Raw genomic sequence first — 17,667 nt, 5'->3', positions numbered from 1 at the left:
TGGCCATGACTGATCTGGAACCATCTCTGATGACCATCGGCGAGTTCGCTCGCGCGACGGGCCTGACGGCGAGCGCGTTGCGCTTCTACGCGGACTCGGGCCTGTTGCCGCCGGCCGACGTCGACGGGGTCTCCGGCTATCGGCGGTACGCACCCGGGCAGGTCGGCCAGGCACGGTTGCTGCGCAGGCTGCGCGAGATCGGTACCCCGCTCAGTGCTGTCGCACAGATCCTCGACGCCGAACCGGCCGAGGCCGCCAGGCTTGTCGACGACCATTTGAGGCAACTGTCCGACGACACCACGCTGGCCCGCGACCGTGGTGCCGCCATCATCGCCGACCTTGCCGGAGCGCATCGCGACGTACCGGTCCGCGTGCGTGGTCCGGTGTTCGCCGCGGCCGTCGATCAGGTTCTCACCGCAACCGTCGATGACCGCAACCACGCCATCCTGAACACGGTTCGCATCGAATCTGACTGCGCAACCGGAACTCTCACGCTCGTGGCGACCGATCGCGTCAGGTTGGCGATACGTACCCTGGCCGTCGCGGCTACCGGGGACACCGGTTGGGCCGCAACGGTATCGGTCGACGACCTGCGTGCGGGACTGGCGACTATCCGGCGCTGCCCGACACTTGAACTGGATCATTCGGCGGCCGGGCTGACCCTCACTGGCGGTGACAGCCGATTGCATTGCCGGACAACAACAGAGCCGTACCCCGACTACCGGCTCATGCTGTCAGGGCTGTCAGATCCGGCGACGTCGGTGATCATCTCGGGAACCGGCCTTCGTCGGCTGCTGGAAACCCTTGACAGCGAACACATCACGATCACGATCGGAGAGTCAGCCCTGTCGGTGGCCCCGGCCGGTGGCGACGCATCGCCCACGATCCTCCCCGCGACCGTGGCCGGTCCGCCCATGGCGATCGCCTTCGCCGTCACCACCCTGTATCCCGCCGTGACCACCACCCTCGGCGACGACCTCCTCCTCGACCTGCGCACCCCCGACCGGCCGGTCACGGTGCGTTCGGCCAACGACGGCGGCCTGATCACCCTGGTCATGCCGGTCAGCCTCACCGATCCCGGGGGAACCCGTGAACGGTGAGGGCACCAACGCCTCGGAATCTGAGGTGCCGTGTCCCGGCGTCGGACTCCCGCTGTGGATTCCGTCCGTGACGTTGCCGGAGGCCGTCGTTATGGTGTGGCGATGGCGACCGATGGGGAGGCGTCCGCCGGGGGACAGCCACACGACGGACTGTTTCGTCTCGTATTCAGCGATCCGGAGCATGCGGGATCAGAGCTGAGATCGGTTCTGCCGCAGGACTTGGCTGCGAGGATCGACCTTGACGGCCTGGTGTTGCAGGAGGGCACCTTCGTCGATGAGGTACTCAGGCATCGCCAGACCGACGTGTTGTTCGCAACCACGGTCAGCGGACGGGATGCGTATCTGTATGTGCTGATCGAGCACCAGAGCAGCCCAGATCCGCTGATGGCGTTTCGGATGCTTGTCTACATGGTGCGTATCTGGGAACGGCACCTGGCGCGACACGCAGCATCATCCGGCCGGCGCCCGTTGCCGCTGATCGTGCCGCTGGTGATCTATCAGGGGCGCCGTCGATGGTCGGCGGTCACCGACATCGCAGGGCTGCTTGATATCGATGACGGTCTGGGCGAGGCTGCACGTGACCTGATCCCACGCTTCAGGTTTCTGTTGGACGATCTGACGGAGGTCGACGCAGCTGCGTTGCGTGCGCGTCCACTGACCAGCACCGCCCGGGTGGCATTCGCATTGTTCGCGAACGCCACTGATGACCCAGACGTCACGCGGTGGTTGAAGGACTGGATCGAGGATCTGTCAGAAATCGACCGCCAGAGGCTGGTCGGCGTATTCAGCTACATTTTAAGAGTCAGTGTCACGCCGGTCGACGTGCTGGTTCGGTTCGCTGCAACGGTCGGACCCGTTGCGGAGGAGGTTGCCATGACAACAGCAGATCAGCTCATCGCCCAAGGTGAGGCTCGCGGTGAGGCCCGGGGAATCGTGCAGGGGATTGCTTCGGGTCGCGCAAGCTTGCTGATCGACATGCTTACCCTCAAGTTCGGCGAGCTCGATGCAGAGGTCCGGGGTCGGATCGAGCATGCGACCACCGAGCAGATCGGTGAGTGGAGCATCCGGCTGGTGCGGGGAGCCGGCTCTGTCGAGCAGATCATCGACTGAGCGGCATTGAGACTGCCTTCAGGAATCCTGCATCGTCGGTCACCTGCTGTCCCCCGGCGTGGGCTTCCACTTTCGGAAGGTCATCCATTCGTGCAGTCGTCGACCTCGATGCGCGTCGTTTCCGGGTCGACGTGTCGGCTGTGGCCGTGGCCGAACTGAGGGTGGTCGACATCGGCTACTGTAGCGATCCAAATATGTAGATCTATGTAGATCATCGGAGTACCGTGGGTGGATGAAGACCATCGGGGTGCGGCAACTGCGGCAGAATCCGTCGCAGATGATCCAGGACGTCAAGAACGGGGAGCCGTACGCGCTCACCGAACGGGGCGAGGAGATCGGTGTCATCGTGCCCAGCGCGGCTCCGATGATCGCGCCGCCGAAGAAGACGAGCGGTGCCCGTACCCGCGACATCCCTCGCACGCCGCTCACTACCGCCGAATCCGTTGACCAGCTCGTCGACGAGATGAAGGGCGATTGGTGACGACCTTCTACCTCGATACATCTATGGCGGTGAAGATCCTCTTCGGCGACTCACCGTCGGCGCAGGGGTGGTTCGACGACACCGTCGAGAACGCGTCCCACCGCATCATCTCGTCCCGGCTCCTGCAGACGCAGTTGACCAGGGTGCTGCGCCGGGAGGGCCATGACGTGCGCGAGCGGGACCTGATCTTGGACTACGTCGGCATCATGCGGCTCGACCACGCGGTGCTGATCGCGGCCGAGGCCATCGGCCCTCACGTGAAGACCCTTGATGCGATACACCTCGCGTCGGCGGTCAGGTCGGGTGTCGACGACCTTGTGGTGGTCAGTCACGACCGCAATGTTCAGGCCGTCGCCGAACAACTGGCGTTGGCTGTGTACGACCCCAGCTGAGGGTAAGCACACAAAACGGAATCCAGGTGCCGAGATTGCGGCACCTGGATTCCGGACAGATCGTCTGTTGCGGACTACGCCGGGGTGCCGCCGATCGCGATCACGAAGATGAGGGTGATCGCGACGAGGGCGATCACCATGCCGAAGACGAGCAGGTCGCCGGCGAGTGCCGACTTTCCCGGCGTGGTCGTGCGGTGTTGTGTGGCCTGTGGTGCCATGGTCGTTCAACCCCTCGTGTTGTGGACGAAACCATTGCACAACGAACCGGATATTTAACCAAGCAAATTTCCGGTAACTTCGGAGAAGATGCTGGTCAACGGGGTTTCGGAAACTCCGGACCGGATGGTTCCGGAGCCGGATCAGTCGCTGAGCAGGGCACTCACCCGGCGCAACAGGTCGACGAGCGTGGCCTGGTCGACCTCGGAGAGTTCGGCCAGCAGGCGGCCCTCCTCGGCGATCCGCAGCGGCATCACCTCATCGACCAACGCGCGTCCCTCGTCGGTCAGGACCAGCAGGACGACGCGGCCGTCGCGGGAGGAACGATCGCGGCGCAGCAGGCCGCGGCGGACGAGGGCGTCGCTGAGTTTGGTGATCGACGCGCCGCTGAGCGCCGTCGTCGAGACCACCTCCGAGGCCCGCAGCGGACGGTCGGCGCGGGCGAGGGCGCCCAGGATGTCGAGTTCGGACCGGCTGATGTCGTGGGCCGCCAGCATGCGGTCGATGCGATGTTCGATGAGGGTCGCGATGTGGGTGATGCGGCCGAACACGCCGACGGGGATCGAGTCGAGTTCGGGGTAGGTCGAGGCCCACTCCGCCTGGATCTGGTCGACCATGTCCCCGGACGCTGTGTTCACCAGGCCAGTCTAGAACAAAACTAGTTCACTGGTGAAATAGTGGTAAAGTATCTTCTCATGGACATCCATATCCCTCGGCCGCGATGGTTCGCGGCACGCAACCTTGCGCACCCGTCGGCGCTGGCCGACACGTTGCGGGTCGACCTGTCCAAGGCGTCGCTCGGTGTTCCGCTGCGGGTGGGGGCCGCGGTGGGGGTGGTGCTCGTGGTGGGTGGGCTGCTCGGGCAGTTCTCGCTCGCCGGATTCGCCGCGCTCGGGGCGCTGGTGTCCGCGTTCTGCCGGCCCGACCCGTACCGGGTGCGGTTCGGTCGGCTGGTCGTGATGGGGGTGGGGCTCGTCGTCTCGCTGGTGTGCGGGGCGGTGCTCGGTGCGATGTCCGCGAGCATCTGGACCGAGATCGCCGTGCTGTCACTGCTCGGTGGGGTGGCGTCGTTGCTGATCGGGGCGCTGCACGTCACCGGGCCGGGGGCGGTGGTGTTCGTGTTCGGGGCGACCGGGTCGGTGGGGTTCGCGCAGGACTTCGGGGATGTGGGTCGGGTTGCGGTGGCGACGGTGATCGGGGTGGTGTGCGGGGTTGCGGCCTCGATGTCGCCGTGGATTGTGGGGGTTGTTCGGCGGGGGTTGGGGGTGGTGGCGTCATGGCTGTCGGCTCGCCGGACCCTTCGTGACCCTCGCTCCTCCGTCGCTTCGGCCTCAGGGATCAAGATGATTGGTCGCTCCTCTGGTGCTTCGGCCTCAGGGATCAAGAAGGTTGGTCGCTCCTCTGGCGCTTCGGAGTCAGGGATCAAGAAGGTTGGTCCGGAAGGGGATGTCTCGGGGGTCAAGGAGGGTGGTCCGGGAGGGGCTGTTTCGGGGGTCAAGGAAGGGGGTCCGGCCGCGACGCAGGTGGCCTATGAGTCCGTGTGGACGTGTCTGACGCGTCGGCCGCACGCCGATCAGGTGCATACCGCCCTGCGGATCGTGGTGGCGTCGGGGATCAGTGGTGCGGTTGCGGTGGCGATCGGGTTGTCGCATCCGCTGTGGGCGTCGATGGGTGCGGTGGCCGCGATGCAGGGGATCCGCTACCACCGGACGGTGCAGCGGGGGATCGCGCGGCTGGTCGGGAACGTCGTGGGCGGCGTGATCGCCGCGGCGCTGCTGGCGTTGCCGCTCGGACAGTGGGGAGCGATCGTCGCGATCATCGTTCTGCAGATCATCGCCGAGATCTGCGCGCCCTGGAACTATGCCATCACCTCGGCCGTCGTGACGCCGATGGCGCTGATGATGACGGCGCTGAGCGTCGGACTCGATCCGTCGATCGCCGTCGACCGGGTGCTCGACACCCTGATCGGGGTGGTCATCGGGATCGTGATCGCGCTTCTTACCGTCACCCGCCCTGACATCGACGGGATTCTGGAAAGCACGGCCGGTTAAGTTCAGGGTGAACGCAAAGGGGGACAGCCCCTTTGCCCGGGGGTAACAGGGCCGGTGAAAGCCTATTTCCACCCAGCCGGCGTCAAACCCCGTGCCGCGTTCGCGGCGGGAACGGGGGGATACATCGGGGCCGGGCGCGTGCTAGCTTGTGGTCCATGACGAGCCGTAGCCACCCCACCCGCGATGTCACCGCCGTGACCGTCGCCATGGGCTGTCGGCTGCCGTTGGTCCGCCCGCTGTGTTGCTGTCGAATGCACTGATCGTCCCGCCCTGCGCGCTACCGCGCACTCCCGTCAGTACATTCGCCCGCCGGCGCCCGCTCAACCGTGCCCGCACCCATCGGTGTGAACATCGTCGTTGACCGCGCAGGTGTGGCCCTTCAGCAAGGACACCACAGCCATGACCGCAACCCTTGATCGCGCCAGTACCGTTGAGAGCTTCACCACCCTGCCGCGCACCCCCCGGCAGACCCGCCCCCTCGCGTACGGATCGAGTCCGGCGCGCCCGCGTACCGCCACGCCCCGCGATGCGGGACAATCGAGCACACCCCTGCGGCGTGCGCTCGCCGACGGGGCGGTTCCGGGAAGGGGGGCAGGCCAGATTCATATCGCGACGCCTCAGCTGCAGCTTCCCAGCAAACCGGCCGCGCTCGTGCTGCGCGCCGCCCGCCTGTCGGGTCCGGTGTTCCGCGACGACGCCGCCGCACAGACCGGGCTGTCGATCTCGACCGTCAACCGGCAGGTCGGTGCCCTGCTCAAGGCCGGACTCATCCGCGAACGCGCCGATCTGGCACCGGCCGGCGCCATCGGCCGGCCGCGCCTGCCGTTCGAACTGAATGTCACCGACTTCCTGACCGTCGGTATCCACATCGGCTATAAGGTCACCGCCATCACCACCTACGACCTGCTGCATCGGGTCGTCGGTGCCATTCAGATCGCCACCCCCACCGCCGAGAACCCGGAGCAGACGCTGCAGGCCATCGGAGCCAGCGCCCGACGCTTCGTCGGCCGTTGGGCCGGGCGCCGCGTCCTGTGGGCGGGCGTCGCGATGGGCGGCAGGGTCGGTGAGGGTGGCATCGTCGACCATCCGCGTCTCGGCTGGGAGGGCGCGCCCGTCGGCCGGGTGATCGCCGAATCACTCGGGCTGCCCGTGTCGGTGGCCTCGCACGTGGAGGCGATGGCCGCCGCCGAACTGGTCGTCAACCCCGACGACAAGCGCTCCAGCTTCCTGTACTTCTACGCCCGCGAAATGGTGGGCATCGCGTTCAGCGTCGACGGCACCGTGCATACCCCGGCCGCCGGACCGCCGGTCATCGGGCACTTCCCGGTCGGCGGCACCCGGCTGCTCGACCCGCGCCGCACCGGACGCCTCGAAGACACGGCCTCCGACACCGGCATCGTCGACGCCGCCGTCGCCAACGGTCTCGACGTCCACGACGTCGAGCAGGTACACGAACTGGCCCGGGGTGGCGATCCCACCGCCCGCGCACTGCTCGAAGAGCGTGCCGAGGTGCTCGGCCGGACCGTCGCGCTGATCGCCGACATCTTCAACCCCGACCACATCATCCTCGGTGGGCAGGCGTTCACCGACTACCCGGCAACGCTGCCGACCCTCGCCAAGGCGGTCCGGGAGACGTCCGTCGCCGAACGTCGCGACGTGCGGGTGTCCCGGTCGGGCACCACGGTGCAGCAGCAGGCCGCCGGCGCGGTGTCGCTCGACGCCATCTACACCGATCCGCTCGAGGCAATCGCTCTCACCGCCTGAGGTAGGTCGGCCGGTATGACCTGTAACACAGAGGTCTGAGATTCCGACGTACCTGGTGACCGGACGTTGTCGACTCGCCGGGTTTCGAGGCTCATCGCCTAGCGGCTCTTCGCGCCTCAACCAGCGAGGGGCAGAGGCGATGGGAGTGGACATGAGGTCATCGATGAGAGTTCGGCGAATGGTGGCGGGTGCGGCGGCGGTGGCTCTGGCGGGAGGCGCCGCCGTCGCCGGCGCGGGAGTGGCCGACGCCGCGCCCCGAGGCCCTGTCTACTTCTCGGCGGCCGGATTCAATTGTGCGATCGCACCCTCGGGAAACGTGGGATGCGACCTGAACGGGTCGGTCCCCGTGCAGCAGTCCCTCGGGATCGGGAAGGTGAGCATCTACCTCCCGTTCGGGGTGCGGCAGATCCTGATCGACAGCCCGTGGCTGCCCGCGCATCCAGGACTGGGAATCGGTACACCGTTCACCCTGCCCGGAGGCAACCCGTCCATCGACAAGGTAGGGGTGCCCAGCGGATCCGGGGCGACCTCCGGATCCAAGGTGTCCTACGCCGGATCCAGTTGCAGCACAGGATTTCACGGGTCGTTCAGCTGCGTCGGCCCGGGCGGTCACGGCTTCAGCTACTACATCTCCATCGCCACGAGCTGACCGGCGCGCCCGTTCAGTCGGACGTGCGGCGGGTATAGGCGCGCAGCGCGAACGGGGCGAAGACCGCGGTCAGCGCCAGCGACCAGATGACCGTCGACAGTACCGGATGTTGCAGCGGCAGAGCGGCATCGGGCATCTCCGGGCCGTTGCCCCACGACACCCGCAAAGCCTGCACGAGCGAGGACATCGGGTTCCATTCGGCGATCGTCTCCAGCCAGTTGGGCATCGGTTCGGTGGGCACGAACGCATTCGACAGGAAGCTCAGCGGGAACAGCGTGGAGAACAAGAACCCGTTGACCGCTTCGATGGTGCGCAGCCACGAGCCGACGAGGATGCCGAACCAAATCATGCCGAACCCGAACAGCAGCACCAGCGCGAATCCGACGATTCCGTCGATGAGGTTGGTGCGGATCCGCCAGCCGATGAGCAGACCGGTCACGGCCATCACGACGATACCGATCGAGGAGTGCAGCAGACTCGCCAGCGCCCGCCCCACCAGCACCGACGAGCGCTGGATCGGCAGTGACCGGAACCGGTCGATGATGCCCTTCTCCAGGTCGCCGGTCAGGCCGGAGGCCACGATGAATGCGGTGAACATCATGGTCTGCCCCATGATGCCGGGCAGCAGGAATTCCTTGTACGACGCGCCGGGGACGTCGATGGCGGCGCCGAACACGAACGCGAACAGCAACACGAACATGATCGGCTGGATGGTGACGTCCGAGAGCATCTCGGGCATGCGTTTGGTGTAGATCAGGTTGCGCCACACCATGAGTCCGGACTGTCGCCACAGACTCGTCGGCCGGATCTCGGGCCGGTTCACAGTTCGGTCCGAGACCGCTGCGGCGGTGGTGGATTCGCTGGTCATCGTGACTTCTCCCCAGAACCGGACCCGCTCGCGGCGAGTTCCGATTCGTTTGTGTCGGTAGTGTTTTCGTCTTCGGCGCGGTGGCCGGTCAGGGCAAGGAACACGTCGTCGAGGCTCGGCCGGGCCAGCCCCAGATCGTCGACGGCGATGTTGCTCTCGTCGAGCCAGCCGGCCACGCGGGTGAGGTCGCCGAGACCGCCCGCCGGGGTGGTGATGCGGCGGGCATTGCGGTCGACGAACACCTCGCTGCCGGTCTTGCGGAGCAGTGCCGCGGCGGCATCGATGTCGTCGGCGTCGGTCACCGTGAGTTCGAGACTGGCCGCCCCCGCCTGCTCCTTGAGCTGCAGCGGGGTGCCGTGCGCGATCACCTCACCCTTGTCGATGACGACGATGTCGTCGGCGAGCTGGTCGGCCTCCTCCAGGTACTGCGTGGTGAGCAACAGGGTGGTGCCGTCGTTGACCAAGGCGCGCAACACGTCCCAGAGCTCATTGCGGCTGCGCGGATCGAGGCCGGTGGTGGGTTCATCGAGGAACAGCACCGGTGGGGCGGCGATCAGGCTGACCGCCAGGTCCAGGCGCCTGCGCATGCCGCCCGAATAGGAGCGGGCCTGTTTGTCGCCGGCGTCGGTGAGGGAGAACTGCTCGAGCAGTTCGTCGGAGCGGCGCGCGAGGTCGCTGCGGCCGATGCCGTACAGGCCGCCGATGAGCCGGATGTTCTCGCGGCCGGTCAGGTATTCGTCGACGGTCGCGGCCTGGCCGGTCAGGCCCATGCTGCGACGGACCCGGTCGGGTTCGCGTTCGACGTCGTAACCGGCGATCCGGGCGGAACCGCTGGTGGGCGGGGACAGTGTGGCCAGCATGCGGACGATGGTCGTCTTGCCGGCGCCGTTCGGGCCGAGCAGCCCGAGGACCGAACCCTCGGGGACGGCGAAGCTGACGCCGTTCACCGCGGTGAAGTCGCCGAACCGTTTCACCAGGTTGTCGGCTTCGATGGCGAAGGTCGATCGGGATGGGCTGTTCATGGGCATCAACGGTAGGCCGCATAGCGGACATCCCGCGACCTATTTTCCGGGCCGAACGCCCCTGGCATCGGCTGCTCACTCATGCCTTCATGCACTGTGCGAAGGCGGAAACCCGCATGATCGGATATTAACTCCTTCATGTTCCGTGAATACGGATAAAGTGACCGGTATGTCCCGGATCAGGATCAGTGAGGCTGCGGCGCTGCTCGGCGTCAGCGACGACACCGTGCGGCGCTGGATCACCGCGGGCGAGTTGCCCGCCACCGGCGGCGAGGGCGTCACCACCGTCGACGGTGCGGCGCTCGCCGAACTGGCCCGCAGGCGGGCGCAGGAACCGGCCGACGACGGCGCCGGGGTACTGCGGTCGGCCCGCAACCGGTTCACCGGGCTGGTCACCGACGTGCGGACCGACGCGGTGATGGCGCAGGTGACCCTGCAGTGCGGCCCGTTCGAGGTGACCTCGCTGATGAGTTCGGACGCGGTACGGGAACTCGGGCTGGAGCCGGGCAGTGTCGCCACAGCCGTGGTCAAGGCGACGACAGTGATCGTCGAGGTCAAAGGAGAACAACGATGAGGAAGCGGCTCGCCGTGACAGTCGTGGCTGCGGTGCTGACCGTGGCGGGATGCTCGTCCGGCGACGGGGACGACGCGTCGTCGTCGAGTGCCGCACCATCGGGTCCGGTGACTCTCAACGTGTCCGCGGCGGCGTCGCTGAAGAACACCTTCACCGCGATCGCCGGCGAGTTCGAGAAGCAGCACGCCGGGGTGACGGTGTCGCTGTCGTTCGACGGGTCGTCGACGCTGGTCAACCAGATCAAGCAGGGCGCCCCCGCCGACGTGTTCGCCTCCGCCGACGAGAAGAACATGGACAAGCTCGGCGACCAGGCAACCGGCCCGACGATCTTCGCCACCAACACACTCGTCATCGTCACCGCGCCCGGCAACCCGAAAGGCATTGCCTCCATTGCCGATCTGAACAAGGCCGGAGTCACCACCGTGGTCTGCCAGTCGGCGCAGCCGTGCGGGAACGCGACCGACGCCGTCGAGAAGAACACCGGCGTCACCGTCAAGGCCGCATCAGAGGAGCAGTCGGTGACGGCGGTGCTCACCAAGGTCACCAGTGGGCAGGCCGACGCCGGGCTCGTGTACGTCACCGACGCCGAGTCGGCAGGCGACAAGGTGGCGACGGTGACCGACCCGGCGTTCGCGGAGGTGGTCAACAAGTACCCGATCGCGACGGTGTCCGGGGCGGCCAACGAGGCGCTCGGTAAGGAGTTCGTGGAACTCGTCACCGGTGCGGCGGGCCAGAAGATCCTGCGGGACGCGGGATTCGGCAAGCCGTGACGCGGCTGCGGGGCCTTCGGCCGCCCGCACCGTGGTGGGTGTATCTCATCGCGGCGGTGGGGTTCACCGTCATCGTGCTCCCGCCGCTCGCGCTGGTGCTGAAGACCCCGTGGGACACCTTTGCCGAGCAGGTGACGTCGCAGTCGTCACGGGATGCGTTGCGGCTGTCGCTGCAGACCGCGGCCGCCACCACCGTGCTGTGCGTGGTGCTGGGAGTGCCGATGGCCGTGATCTTTTCGCGCCACGACGGGCCGGTGGTGCGGATCGTCCGGTCCCTCGTACTGCTGCCGCTGGTGCTGCCACCGGTGGTGGGGGGTCTCGCGCTGCTGTACACGTTCGGCAGACTCGGCATTCTCGGTTCGCCGATGCGGGAGGCCGGGATAGACATCGCCTTCACGACGACGGCCGTGGTTCTGGCGCAAACCTTTGTGGCGCTGCCTTTTCTGGTGATCAGCGTCGAGGGTGCGTTGCGGACGGCGGGCACCAGATATGAGGAGGTGGCGGCGACACTGGGGGCCTCGCCCACGCGGGTGCTGTGGAAGGTGACCGTCCCGTTGATCGCCCCGTCGGTGCTGGCCGGTCTGGTGTTGTCGTTCGCGCGGGCGCTCGGCGAGTTCGGCGCCACCATCACCTTCGCCGGCAACGCGCCCGGCATCACCCAGACCGCGCCCCTGGCCATCTACGTCGCCGCCATCGACGACCCGCAACAGGCCATCCCGATGTCCCTTGTGCTGGTGTTGATCTCGCTGATCGTGGTGGTCGGGGTGCACAGCCGCCGCGGAAAGGTGTCCCCACGTGGATGACCGATCCCGTCGCTGGTTGAGGTGTGACGAGCCGCTGGGCGAGGAGCCTCGAAACCCGGTGAGACGACATTGTTCTGTTGCGGGGTTTCGAGGCTCGTCGCTAGCGCTCCTCGCACCTCAACCGGCGACGGGAGCGCCGGTACTGCTCGCGACTCAACTGGCGACGGGAGCGCCGGTACTGCTCGCGACTCAACTGGCGACGGGAGCGCCGGTACTGCTCGCGCCTCAACTGGCGACGGGAGCGCCGGTACTGCTCGCGCCTCAACTGGCGACGGGAGCGCCGGTACTGCTCGCGCCTCAACTGGCGGAGGGAGCGGGGGTGCGTGGTGGGTGATCTCGAGGTTGATATCCGGAATATGGTGCCGCCGTTGCGGGTTGAGCGACGGTTCGCGGCGGGGAGTACGACGGCTGTGGTGGGGCCGAACGGGGCGGGCAAGACGACGCTGCTGCGGGTGCTCGCCGGGCTGCTGCCAGGAGATGAGGGGAGCCGGATCGCGCTGGGCGAGAGGGTGTTTCGGGACAGTCACACGACGATGCCGGCGCACCGGCGGGGGGTGGGGATGCTGTCGCAGGACGCGGGGCTGTTCCCGCATCTGAGTGTGCGGTCGAATATCGCGTTCGCGCCGTCGGCGCGGCATCTGTCCCGGGCCGAGGTCGCGAACCGGGTGGACAAGTGGATGGCGGCCACCGAGGTGGCCGAACTCGCCGACCGGAAGCCGGGCCAGTTGTCCGGTGGGCAGGCGCAGCGGGTGGCGATCGCGCGGGCGCTCGCCGCGCAGCCACGGATTCTGTTGCTGGACGAACCTTTCCGGGCACTCGACGTGGATGTGGCCGGCAGGCTGCGGGCGCTGCTGCGGTCCATCCTGGCCGACCGCACCCGCATCACCGTCATGGTCACGCACGACCTCGTCGACGCGGTGAGTCTTGCCGACGACGTGCTGGTGCTCGACGGCGGAGTGGTCGTCGAGTCCGGGCCGACCAGGGAGGTGTTGACCAGTCCGGCAAGCCGGTTCACCGCCACCCTGTCGGGGCTGAATCTGTTCACCGGAACCGTGGACAGCGCCGATGATCCGGTCGGGGTCGTCGGCGAGTCCGGTCAACGGGTCAGCGGCACCGCGTCCGCGCCGATGGTGATCGGGGAGCGGGGCGCGGCGGCGTTCTCACCGCGAGCGGTGGCCGTATATCTGCGTGCCGCGCCCGGATCACCGCGAACGGTGTTGCGCGGCACCATCGTCGATGTCGCACCGCGCGGTGAGCATGCCCTGGTGCGCTGCGATGTGGGCGGGCAATCGGTGGCCGCGGAGGTCACCTGGGCCGCGGTCGCCGACCTCGGTCTGGTGCCGGGTCTGTCGGTGGAACTAGTGGTCAAGGCCGCCGACGTGCGGGTGTACGGATTGGCGCCCTAATCTGCGTAGGGTCGGCAGATCTCATCGGGCAGGTCGGGGTGCGGGCCGCCGCTGATCTTCTGCAGGGTGCTGACGCAGGTACGCAACTCCTCGACCGACACCCCGGCGACCCGCGCGCTGAAATGGGTGTGCAGTTCCTTCAGTACCCGTTGCTCCAGGTCGATACCTGCCTGCGTCACCTCCAGCCGGGTGACGCGACGGTCGTCCGGGGACGGGACTCGGCGGATCAGTCCGGCGCGCACCAGTTTGTCGACGTCGGAGCTCATCGTGCTCGGCAACACGCTCAGGAAGTCGACCAGCAGACTGGGCCGGTCCAGGCCGGCGTGGACGAGGACGATGATGGTCAGCGTGCGTTCGGTGAGCTGATGCTGCCGGGCGACGGGCAGCAACAGGCCTGCCACGACACGCTGCACGTCGAAGGCGGCGCCGAGGAACGCGATCATGTCGGTGTCGGCCGGATCGATGATGTCGCTCACGACAGCGATAGTACTACTGCGAAATCTGAATAGTTCACTTTCTGAACATACTGGTCTACACTCGCTGCCGAGGCGAGTGATCGCCGACACATCACCTGCCGGGCCGAGCGAACGCCCGAGCATTACCAGATCGCGACCAGCGGGAGTGGCATGACAACATCGAAGAGTCACGAGTCGACGCCGGAGATCATCGAACCGCCCGCATCGGGGGCGCCACCACCGATCCCCTCGGGCGGTGGGCGTAAACCGCTGTCGTGGAAGGCCATCACCGGCTGGGTCCTGTTCCTGGCGCTGACCGTCCTGATCCTGGCGACCGCGCAGCGCAACGGGCCGGCCTCGCCCGACAACGTGAACCCGGACGGAGCCGGTAAGCCGCCGCCCGTGGAACCGCTGTGGTCGGCCATCGACTTCGTGTTCTGGGGGCAGGTCCTCGGCGCAGTCCTGCTGGCCATCACGATTGTGGTGTCGGCGCTGGTGTGGCGGCGGCACCCCGGTCATCCCACGATCCTGATGGTCCTGGTCTCCTCCACCCTGTTCTGGTGGGATCCGATCAACAACTGGATGATCGGCCTGGTCTACAACCCCGATCTGTGGCACTTCCCGCGAGATATACCGTGGCTCAATATCTCTCCGATCATCATGCCGCTGACATCGGTCATCTACGCCCCGTATGTGCTGCTGCCGTACTTCCTGGCGATGCCGCTGCTCAAGGCGATTCAGCGCCGCCGCGGCCCCGACGCGTTCGTGTGGCGTCATCCGCTGATCTCCATCGCACTGATGACCTTCGTCATCGGCGCGGTCTGGGATGCGGCACAAGAGGTTCTGCTGACCCGGACCCAGTTCCTCACCTACTCCCACGTCATCGAGTTCGGTTCCATTGACGTCGGCAAGAACAGCCAGTTCCCGATGCTGATGGCCAGTGTGCTGATCACCATCATCATGATCCCGGCGTCGGTGCTGCTCTACCGCGATGACACCGGAAAGTCGCAGGCGGAGAAGATCGCCCAGCGATTCCGGTTGCACGCGAAGCGACCCACGCTAGCCACGTTCCTGGTGATGCTGGTGACGATCACGACCGCGATGATGACCTTCAGCTCCGTGTTCTGGCTCGTCCGCGCCACGGGTGCCGCGGACACCGTTGCCTGTCCGTGGCCGTATCCGGAGGCCAAGACGTGGGACCCCAAGGGCTATTACGAATCCCAGGGTGCACAGGGACCGTTTACGCCGGGTAAGGCCAGCGATTGGCAGATCGGGCAGCCCGATGGTCGGCCGACGTCGGTAACCGTCGAATCCGACCGGTGCCGGACGGACGGATAGTGCATCTGTCCGGTGAGTCCGTACCGGGCGCAACAGATCCCGCCCGGTACGGGCTGATCGCCTCGGCGCTCGCGGGCCGGGCCGTCGAGGTGGTCGCGGGCCCGGCGGGTGAGCCGGCCTGGTCGGACGGCCATACCATCACCGTCGACCCGGACCTGGACCCGGCCGTCCTCGTCGAGACGGTGGTGGTGCAGGCGGCGCTGATCGGTTCGGGCAGCCTGTCGGCGGACCTGATGCGGCCCCTGCTGCGCAAGTCCCGCATCCGCGCGCGGTACCTCGCCATCGAGGGGCCGCGCGCGGTCGCCGGACTCGGCCACCTGCTGCCGCGCTCGTTGCAGCACATGGTCATTGCCGAATCTCATGCTCGATCATCGGCCGAGTCGCTCGAGCGTGCTCGATCCCGTGGCCCGATTCCCGAGGCGGCTTTCGCGATGGGGGAACTGCGTCCCCGCGACGTTCTCACCATGGTCCGACGTAACGAATCCGCTGAGACAACAGAGCGATCCGGTGGGCGGGCGCACAACCAGGACGACGGTGGGGTCGGAAGCGCCGGCGAACAGTCGTCCCCACAGCGTCCCGATCAGGACATTCCCGAGACCCCGGATCTGATTCTCGACGGTCCGGGGAGCTCATTCGGTGCCCGCCTGATGCGCAAGCTCATCCGCGGTTCGGGTCGGGTCACGACCGACGGACCGATCGGCGGCGACTCCACCTCGCGCGGCGGCGCACCCAACCCGGCGGCCCGCCGACTGTCCACCAGCCCCGATGCCGCCACCGCGGGCACCGCCGGAGCCGATGACGGCCCCCGCGGTATGACGTTCCGGTATCCCGAATGGGATGCCCGCCTCGGCCGCCACCGCCCGGACTGGTGCACGGTGCGCGAGATCGCCGCCGACGACATTCACGGAACCGACTCGACGGCAGCGGATCTGGGATTGCAGCGGCCACTATCGCGGCTTGGGGCCGGAATCGACACCCGGCACCGGCAACGGTACGGAGACGACATCGACATCGATGCCGCCGTCGAGAGCCGGGTGGACGTACTGGCCGGGACCGACCCCGGCGACACCTTCTACCTCGCCACCGTCCGCTGCCGCCGTGACCTGTCGGCGCTGATCCTTCTTGACATCTCGGGGTCGGCCGCCGAACTCGGGGTGGGCCGCATCCGGGTGCACGAGCATCAGCGCGCCGCCGTCGCGGCGCTGGCCACCACCATGCACCGGCTCGGGGACCGGGTGGCCGTGTACACCTACTCGTCGCAGGGCCGGCGGGACGTCCGGATTCACGCCTGCAAGACCTTCGACGAACGCAGCGACCTGCCGATGCTGGGCCGACTCGACGCGCTCGCCCCGAGCGGCTACTCCCGGCTCGGCGCGGCGATCCGGCACGGCGCCGCCATCATCGACGCTCACGCCGGAACCACCCGGCGGCTGCTCGTCGTCGTCTCCGACGGCCTGGCGTTCGATCACGGCTACGACCTGGGTTACGGCGCGCAGGACGTACGCCGGGCACTCGCCGAGGTCCGGTCGCAGGGCACTGGATGTCTGTGCCTGACCGTCGGCGCCACGACGGGTTCCGGCGACCTGCGGGAGGTTTTCGGCACCGCCGCCCACGCCGCGGTGCCCCGGCCCGATCTGCTGGCACCCGTCATCACCCGGCTGTTTCGTTCGGCACTGAAATCCGCCGAGTACCAGAAAGGATCATCATCTCGATGACCAGTGAACGTCCGTACTATCAGCCCGTCGGCAATGAGGAAAGGGTGTTCAAAGCAGCCTACGCGCAACAGCTTCCGGTCCTCCTCAAAGGGCCGACAGGATGCGGGAAGACGCGATTCGTCGAGGCGATGGCACATGACCTGGGCCGCCCGCTCATCACCGTCGCCTGCCACGACGACCTGACCACCGCCGACCTCGTCGGGCGGTACCTGCTGCGCGGTGGCGACACCGAGTGGGTGGACGGTCCGCTGACACGGGCGGTGCGTACCGGTGCGATCTGCTATCTCGACGAGGTGGTGGAGGCGCGTCAGGACACCACCGTGGTGCTGCACCCGCTCGCCGACCACCGTCGGGAACTGCCCATCGAGAGGCTCGGTGAAACACTCACCGCCGCACCCGGTTTCTGCCTCGTCGTGTCGTACAACCCCGGCTACCAGAGTGTCCTCAAGGACCTGAAGGACTCGACCCGGCAGCGGATGGTCGGCATCGAATTCGACTATCCGAGTGAGGAGGTGGAGATCGGCATCGTCACGGCCGAAAGCGGGACGAGCCGTCAGGTGGCGGCCGACCTGGTCCGGTTCGCCCAGGCGATCCGGCGCCTCGATGTGCCCGGTATCCGCGAGGTGTCCTCGACGCGCGTGCTGATCGCTGCCGCCCGGCTGACGGAGGCGGGACTGCCGCTGCCCGAGGCCGCGCAGGCCGCGATCGTCGCGCCGCTGACCGACGATCGCGCCGTCGGCGCGCGGCTGGCCGAACTCCTCGCACTGTATCTTCCAGACTGACGCACTGGCCCGTCGGTCGAGCCCCCTCTCGCCGGTTGAGGTGCGAACCCCCTCTCGCCGGTTGAAGGTGCGAGCCCACCCCCCCGCCGGTTGAGGTGCGAGCCCCCCCGCCGGTTGAGGTGCGAGGAGCGCAAGCGACGAGCCTCGAAACCTCGTGAGAGAACAATGTCG

19 protein-coding genes are annotated in these 17,667 nt (G+C 67.3%); 14 read left to right on the top strand and 5 right to left on the bottom strand.

Going from position 1 to position 17,667, the window contains the following annotated elements:
* The first annotated feature begins 5 nt into the window (after positions 1 to 5).
* From GOAMR_RS14015 to GOAMR_RS14000, 4 genes are all read left to right on the top strand, one after another.
* On the top strand, positions 6 to 1,100 hold the full coding sequence (locus tag GOAMR_RS14015) for a MerR family transcriptional regulator (protein WP_005188891.1): 1,095 nt from the start codon (positions 6 to 8) through the stop codon (positions 1,098 to 1,100).
* Positions 1,101 to 1,202: 102 nt separating this feature from the next.
* On the top strand, positions 1,203 to 2,210 hold the full coding sequence (locus GOAMR_RS14010) for an Rpn family recombination-promoting nuclease/putative transposase (protein ID WP_005188888.1): 1,008 nt from the start codon (positions 1,203 to 1,205) through the stop codon (positions 2,208 to 2,210).
* A gap of 232 nt (positions 2,211 to 2,442) precedes the next feature.
* A complete protein-coding gene (locus GOAMR_RS14005; protein WP_005188885.1) occupies positions 2,443 to 2,691 on the top strand; it encodes a type II toxin-antitoxin system Phd/YefM family antitoxin in 249 nt (82 codons plus the stop codon).
* Positions 2,688 to 3,083 carry a PIN domain-containing protein gene (locus tag GOAMR_RS14000; RefSeq protein ID WP_211599627.1) on the top strand — a complete coding sequence of 132 codons (396 nt, stop codon included), beginning with the start codon at positions 2,688 to 2,690 and terminating at the stop codon, positions 3,081 to 3,083. Before GOAMR_RS14005 ends, GOAMR_RS14000 begins: the two co-directional genes overlap by 4 nt.
* A 74-nt stretch (positions 3,084 to 3,157) precedes the next feature.
* Here the strand turns inward: GOAMR_RS14000 and GOAMR_RS25195 are convergent, their stop codons facing one another.
* Both GOAMR_RS25195 and GOAMR_RS13995 read right to left on the bottom strand, forming a co-directional pair.
* Positions 3,158 to 3,301 (bottom strand): hypothetical protein, encoded by a 144-nt coding sequence (locus GOAMR_RS25195; protein WP_005188883.1) that lies wholly within the window; start codon positions 3,299 to 3,301, stop codon positions 3,158 to 3,160.
* A gap of 141 nt (positions 3,302 to 3,442) precedes the next feature.
* Entirely contained in the window at positions 3,443 to 3,916 is a 474-nt protein-coding gene (locus GOAMR_RS13995; RefSeq protein WP_005188880.1) for a MarR family winged helix-turn-helix transcriptional regulator, read from the bottom strand.
* A gap of 78 nt (positions 3,917 to 3,994) precedes the next feature.
* On the opposite strand from GOAMR_RS13995, the gene GOAMR_RS13990 reads away from it, so the two are divergent.
* From GOAMR_RS13990 to GOAMR_RS13980, 3 genes are all read left to right on the top strand, one after another.
* A complete protein-coding gene (locus GOAMR_RS13990) occupies positions 3,995 to 5,350 on the top strand; it encodes an FUSC family protein (protein ID WP_005188874.1) in 1,356 nt (451 codons plus the stop codon).
* A gap of 399 nt (positions 5,351 to 5,749) precedes the next feature.
* Positions 5,750 to 7,114: an ROK family transcriptional regulator gene (locus GOAMR_RS13985; RefSeq protein WP_005188871.1), complete on the top strand. Its 1,365-nt coding sequence runs from the start codon at positions 5,750 to 5,752 to the stop codon at positions 7,112 to 7,114.
* A 163-nt stretch (positions 7,115 to 7,277) separates the two neighbouring features.
* Positions 7,278 to 7,763, top strand: a complete 486-nt coding sequence (locus GOAMR_RS13980; protein ID WP_138943739.1) for a hypothetical protein — start codon at positions 7,278 to 7,280, stop codon at positions 7,761 to 7,763.
* A gap of 13 nt (positions 7,764 to 7,776) precedes the next feature.
* On the opposite strand, the gene GOAMR_RS13975 is transcribed toward GOAMR_RS13980, so the two are convergent.
* A complete protein-coding gene (locus GOAMR_RS13975; protein WP_005188867.1) occupies positions 7,777 to 8,631 on the bottom strand; it encodes an ABC transporter permease in 855 nt (284 codons plus the stop codon).
* On the bottom strand, positions 8,628 to 9,653 hold the full coding sequence (locus tag GOAMR_RS13970) for an ATP-binding cassette domain-containing protein (protein ID WP_005188866.1): 1,026 nt from the start codon (positions 9,651 to 9,653) through the stop codon (positions 8,628 to 8,630). Before GOAMR_RS13970 ends, GOAMR_RS13975 begins: the two co-directional genes overlap by 4 nt.
* A gap of 169 nt (positions 9,654 to 9,822) precedes the next feature.
* On the opposite strand from GOAMR_RS13970, the gene GOAMR_RS13965 reads away from it, so the two are divergent.
* From GOAMR_RS13965 to GOAMR_RS13950, 4 genes are all read left to right on the top strand, one after another.
* Positions 9,823 to 10,227 carry a TOBE domain-containing protein gene (locus GOAMR_RS13965; RefSeq protein ID WP_040515358.1) on the top strand — a complete coding sequence of 135 codons (405 nt, stop codon included), beginning with the start codon at positions 9,823 to 9,825 and terminating at the stop codon, positions 10,225 to 10,227.
* Positions 10,224 to 10,997 (top strand): molybdate ABC transporter substrate-binding protein, encoded by a 774-nt coding sequence (modA, locus tag GOAMR_RS13960; RefSeq protein WP_005188860.1) that lies wholly within the window; start codon positions 10,224 to 10,226, stop codon positions 10,995 to 10,997. The genes GOAMR_RS13965 and modA overlap by 4 nt, the downstream gene beginning before the upstream one ends.
* Positions 10,994 to 11,800: an ABC transporter permease gene (locus tag GOAMR_RS13955; protein ID WP_138943738.1), complete on the top strand. Its 807-nt coding sequence runs from the start codon at positions 10,994 to 10,996 to the stop codon at positions 11,798 to 11,800. Before modA ends, GOAMR_RS13955 begins: the two co-directional genes overlap by 4 nt.
* Positions 11,801 to 12,123: 323 nt before the next feature.
* Positions 12,124 to 13,206 (top strand): ABC transporter ATP-binding protein, encoded by a 1,083-nt coding sequence (locus tag GOAMR_RS13950; RefSeq protein ID WP_040515321.1) that lies wholly within the window; start codon positions 12,124 to 12,126, stop codon positions 13,204 to 13,206.
* On the opposite strand, the gene GOAMR_RS25190 is transcribed toward GOAMR_RS13950, so the two are convergent.
* Complete coding sequence (locus GOAMR_RS25190; RefSeq protein ID WP_005188851.1) at positions 13,203 to 13,682, bottom strand: MarR family winged helix-turn-helix transcriptional regulator; 480 nt, start codon at positions 13,680 to 13,682, stop codon at positions 13,203 to 13,205. The two genes, GOAMR_RS13950 and GOAMR_RS25190, sit on opposite strands and share 4 nt — an antisense overlap.
* A 150-nt stretch (positions 13,683 to 13,832) precedes the next feature.
* Here GOAMR_RS25190 and GOAMR_RS13940 point away from each other — a divergent pair, with 150 nt between their 5' ends.
* Genes GOAMR_RS13940 through GOAMR_RS13930 form a run of 3 tightly spaced genes read left to right on the top strand, consistent with a single transcriptional unit; the run spans position 13,833 to position 17,496 of the window.
* Positions 13,833 to 14,999 (top strand): spirocyclase AveC family protein, encoded by a 1,167-nt coding sequence (locus GOAMR_RS13940; RefSeq protein WP_005188848.1) that lies wholly within the window; start codon positions 13,833 to 13,835, stop codon positions 14,997 to 14,999.
* Positions 14,981 to 16,714 carry a nitric oxide reductase activation protein NorD gene (locus GOAMR_RS13935; RefSeq protein WP_244427414.1) on the top strand — a complete coding sequence of 578 codons (1,734 nt, stop codon included), beginning with the start codon at positions 14,981 to 14,983 and terminating at the stop codon, positions 16,712 to 16,714. Before GOAMR_RS13940 ends, GOAMR_RS13935 begins: the two co-directional genes overlap by 19 nt.
* Positions 16,711 to 17,496 carry a CbbQ/NirQ/NorQ/GpvN family protein gene (locus GOAMR_RS13930; RefSeq protein WP_005188843.1) on the top strand — a complete coding sequence of 262 codons (786 nt, stop codon included), beginning with the start codon at positions 16,711 to 16,713 and terminating at the stop codon, positions 17,494 to 17,496. The genes GOAMR_RS13935 and GOAMR_RS13930 overlap by 4 nt, the downstream gene beginning before the upstream one ends.
* Positions 17,497 to 17,667 lie beyond the last annotated feature (171 nt).

Source organism: Gordonia amarae NBRC 15530 (assembly GCF_000241345.1).
In the GTDB taxonomy this organism is placed as follows: Bacteria; Actinomycetota; Actinomycetes; order Mycobacteriales; family Mycobacteriaceae; genus Gordonia; species Gordonia amarae.
Note: the sequence above shows the minus strand (reverse complement) of the source record. Positions and strands in the feature narration are given on the sequence as shown.

What these genes read in the sequence shown, in the direction of transcription:
- GOAMR_RS14010 (WP_005188888.1), top strand. Translation starts at nt 1,203, where the DNA reads ATGGCGACCGATGGGGAGGCGTCCGCCGGGGGACAGCCACACGACGGA.
- GOAMR_RS25195 (WP_005188883.1), bottom strand. Translation starts at nt 3,301, where the DNA reads ATGGCACCACAGGCCACACAACACCGCACGACCACGCCGGGAAAGTCG.
- GOAMR_RS13995 (WP_005188880.1), bottom strand. Translation starts at nt 3,916, where the DNA reads ATGGTCGACCAGATCCAGGCGGAGTGGGCCTCGACCTACCCCGAACTC.
- GOAMR_RS13985 (WP_005188871.1), top strand. Translation starts at nt 5,750, where the DNA reads ATGACCGCAACCCTTGATCGCGCCAGTACCGTTGAGAGCTTCACCACC.
- GOAMR_RS14015 (WP_005188891.1), top strand. Translation starts at nt 6, where the DNA reads ATGACTGATCTGGAACCATCTCTGATGACCATCGGCGAGTTCGCTCGC.
- GOAMR_RS13970 (WP_005188866.1), bottom strand. Translation starts at nt 9,653, where the DNA reads ATGAACAGCCCATCCCGATCGACCTTCGCCATCGAAGCCGACAACCTG.
- GOAMR_RS14005 (WP_005188885.1), top strand. Translation starts at nt 2,443, where the DNA reads ATGAAGACCATCGGGGTGCGGCAACTGCGGCAGAATCCGTCGCAGATG.
- GOAMR_RS13965 (WP_040515358.1), top strand. Translation starts at nt 9,823, where the DNA reads ATGTCCCGGATCAGGATCAGTGAGGCTGCGGCGCTGCTCGGCGTCAGC.
- GOAMR_RS13930 (WP_005188843.1), top strand. Translation starts at nt 16,711, where the DNA reads ATGACCAGTGAACGTCCGTACTATCAGCCCGTCGGCAATGAGGAAAGG.
- GOAMR_RS13990 (WP_005188874.1), top strand. Translation starts at nt 3,995, where the DNA reads ATGGACATCCATATCCCTCGGCCGCGATGGTTCGCGGCACGCAACCTT.
- modA (WP_005188860.1), top strand. Translation starts at nt 10,224, where the DNA reads ATGAGGAAGCGGCTCGCCGTGACAGTCGTGGCTGCGGTGCTGACCGTG.
- GOAMR_RS13940 (WP_005188848.1), top strand. Translation starts at nt 13,833, where the DNA reads ATGACAACATCGAAGAGTCACGAGTCGACGCCGGAGATCATCGAACCG.
- GOAMR_RS13975 (WP_005188867.1), bottom strand. Translation starts at nt 8,631, where the DNA reads ATGACCAGCGAATCCACCACCGCCGCAGCGGTCTCGGACCGAACTGTG.
- GOAMR_RS13980 (WP_138943739.1), top strand. Translation starts at nt 7,278, where the DNA reads ATGAGAGTTCGGCGAATGGTGGCGGGTGCGGCGGCGGTGGCTCTGGCG.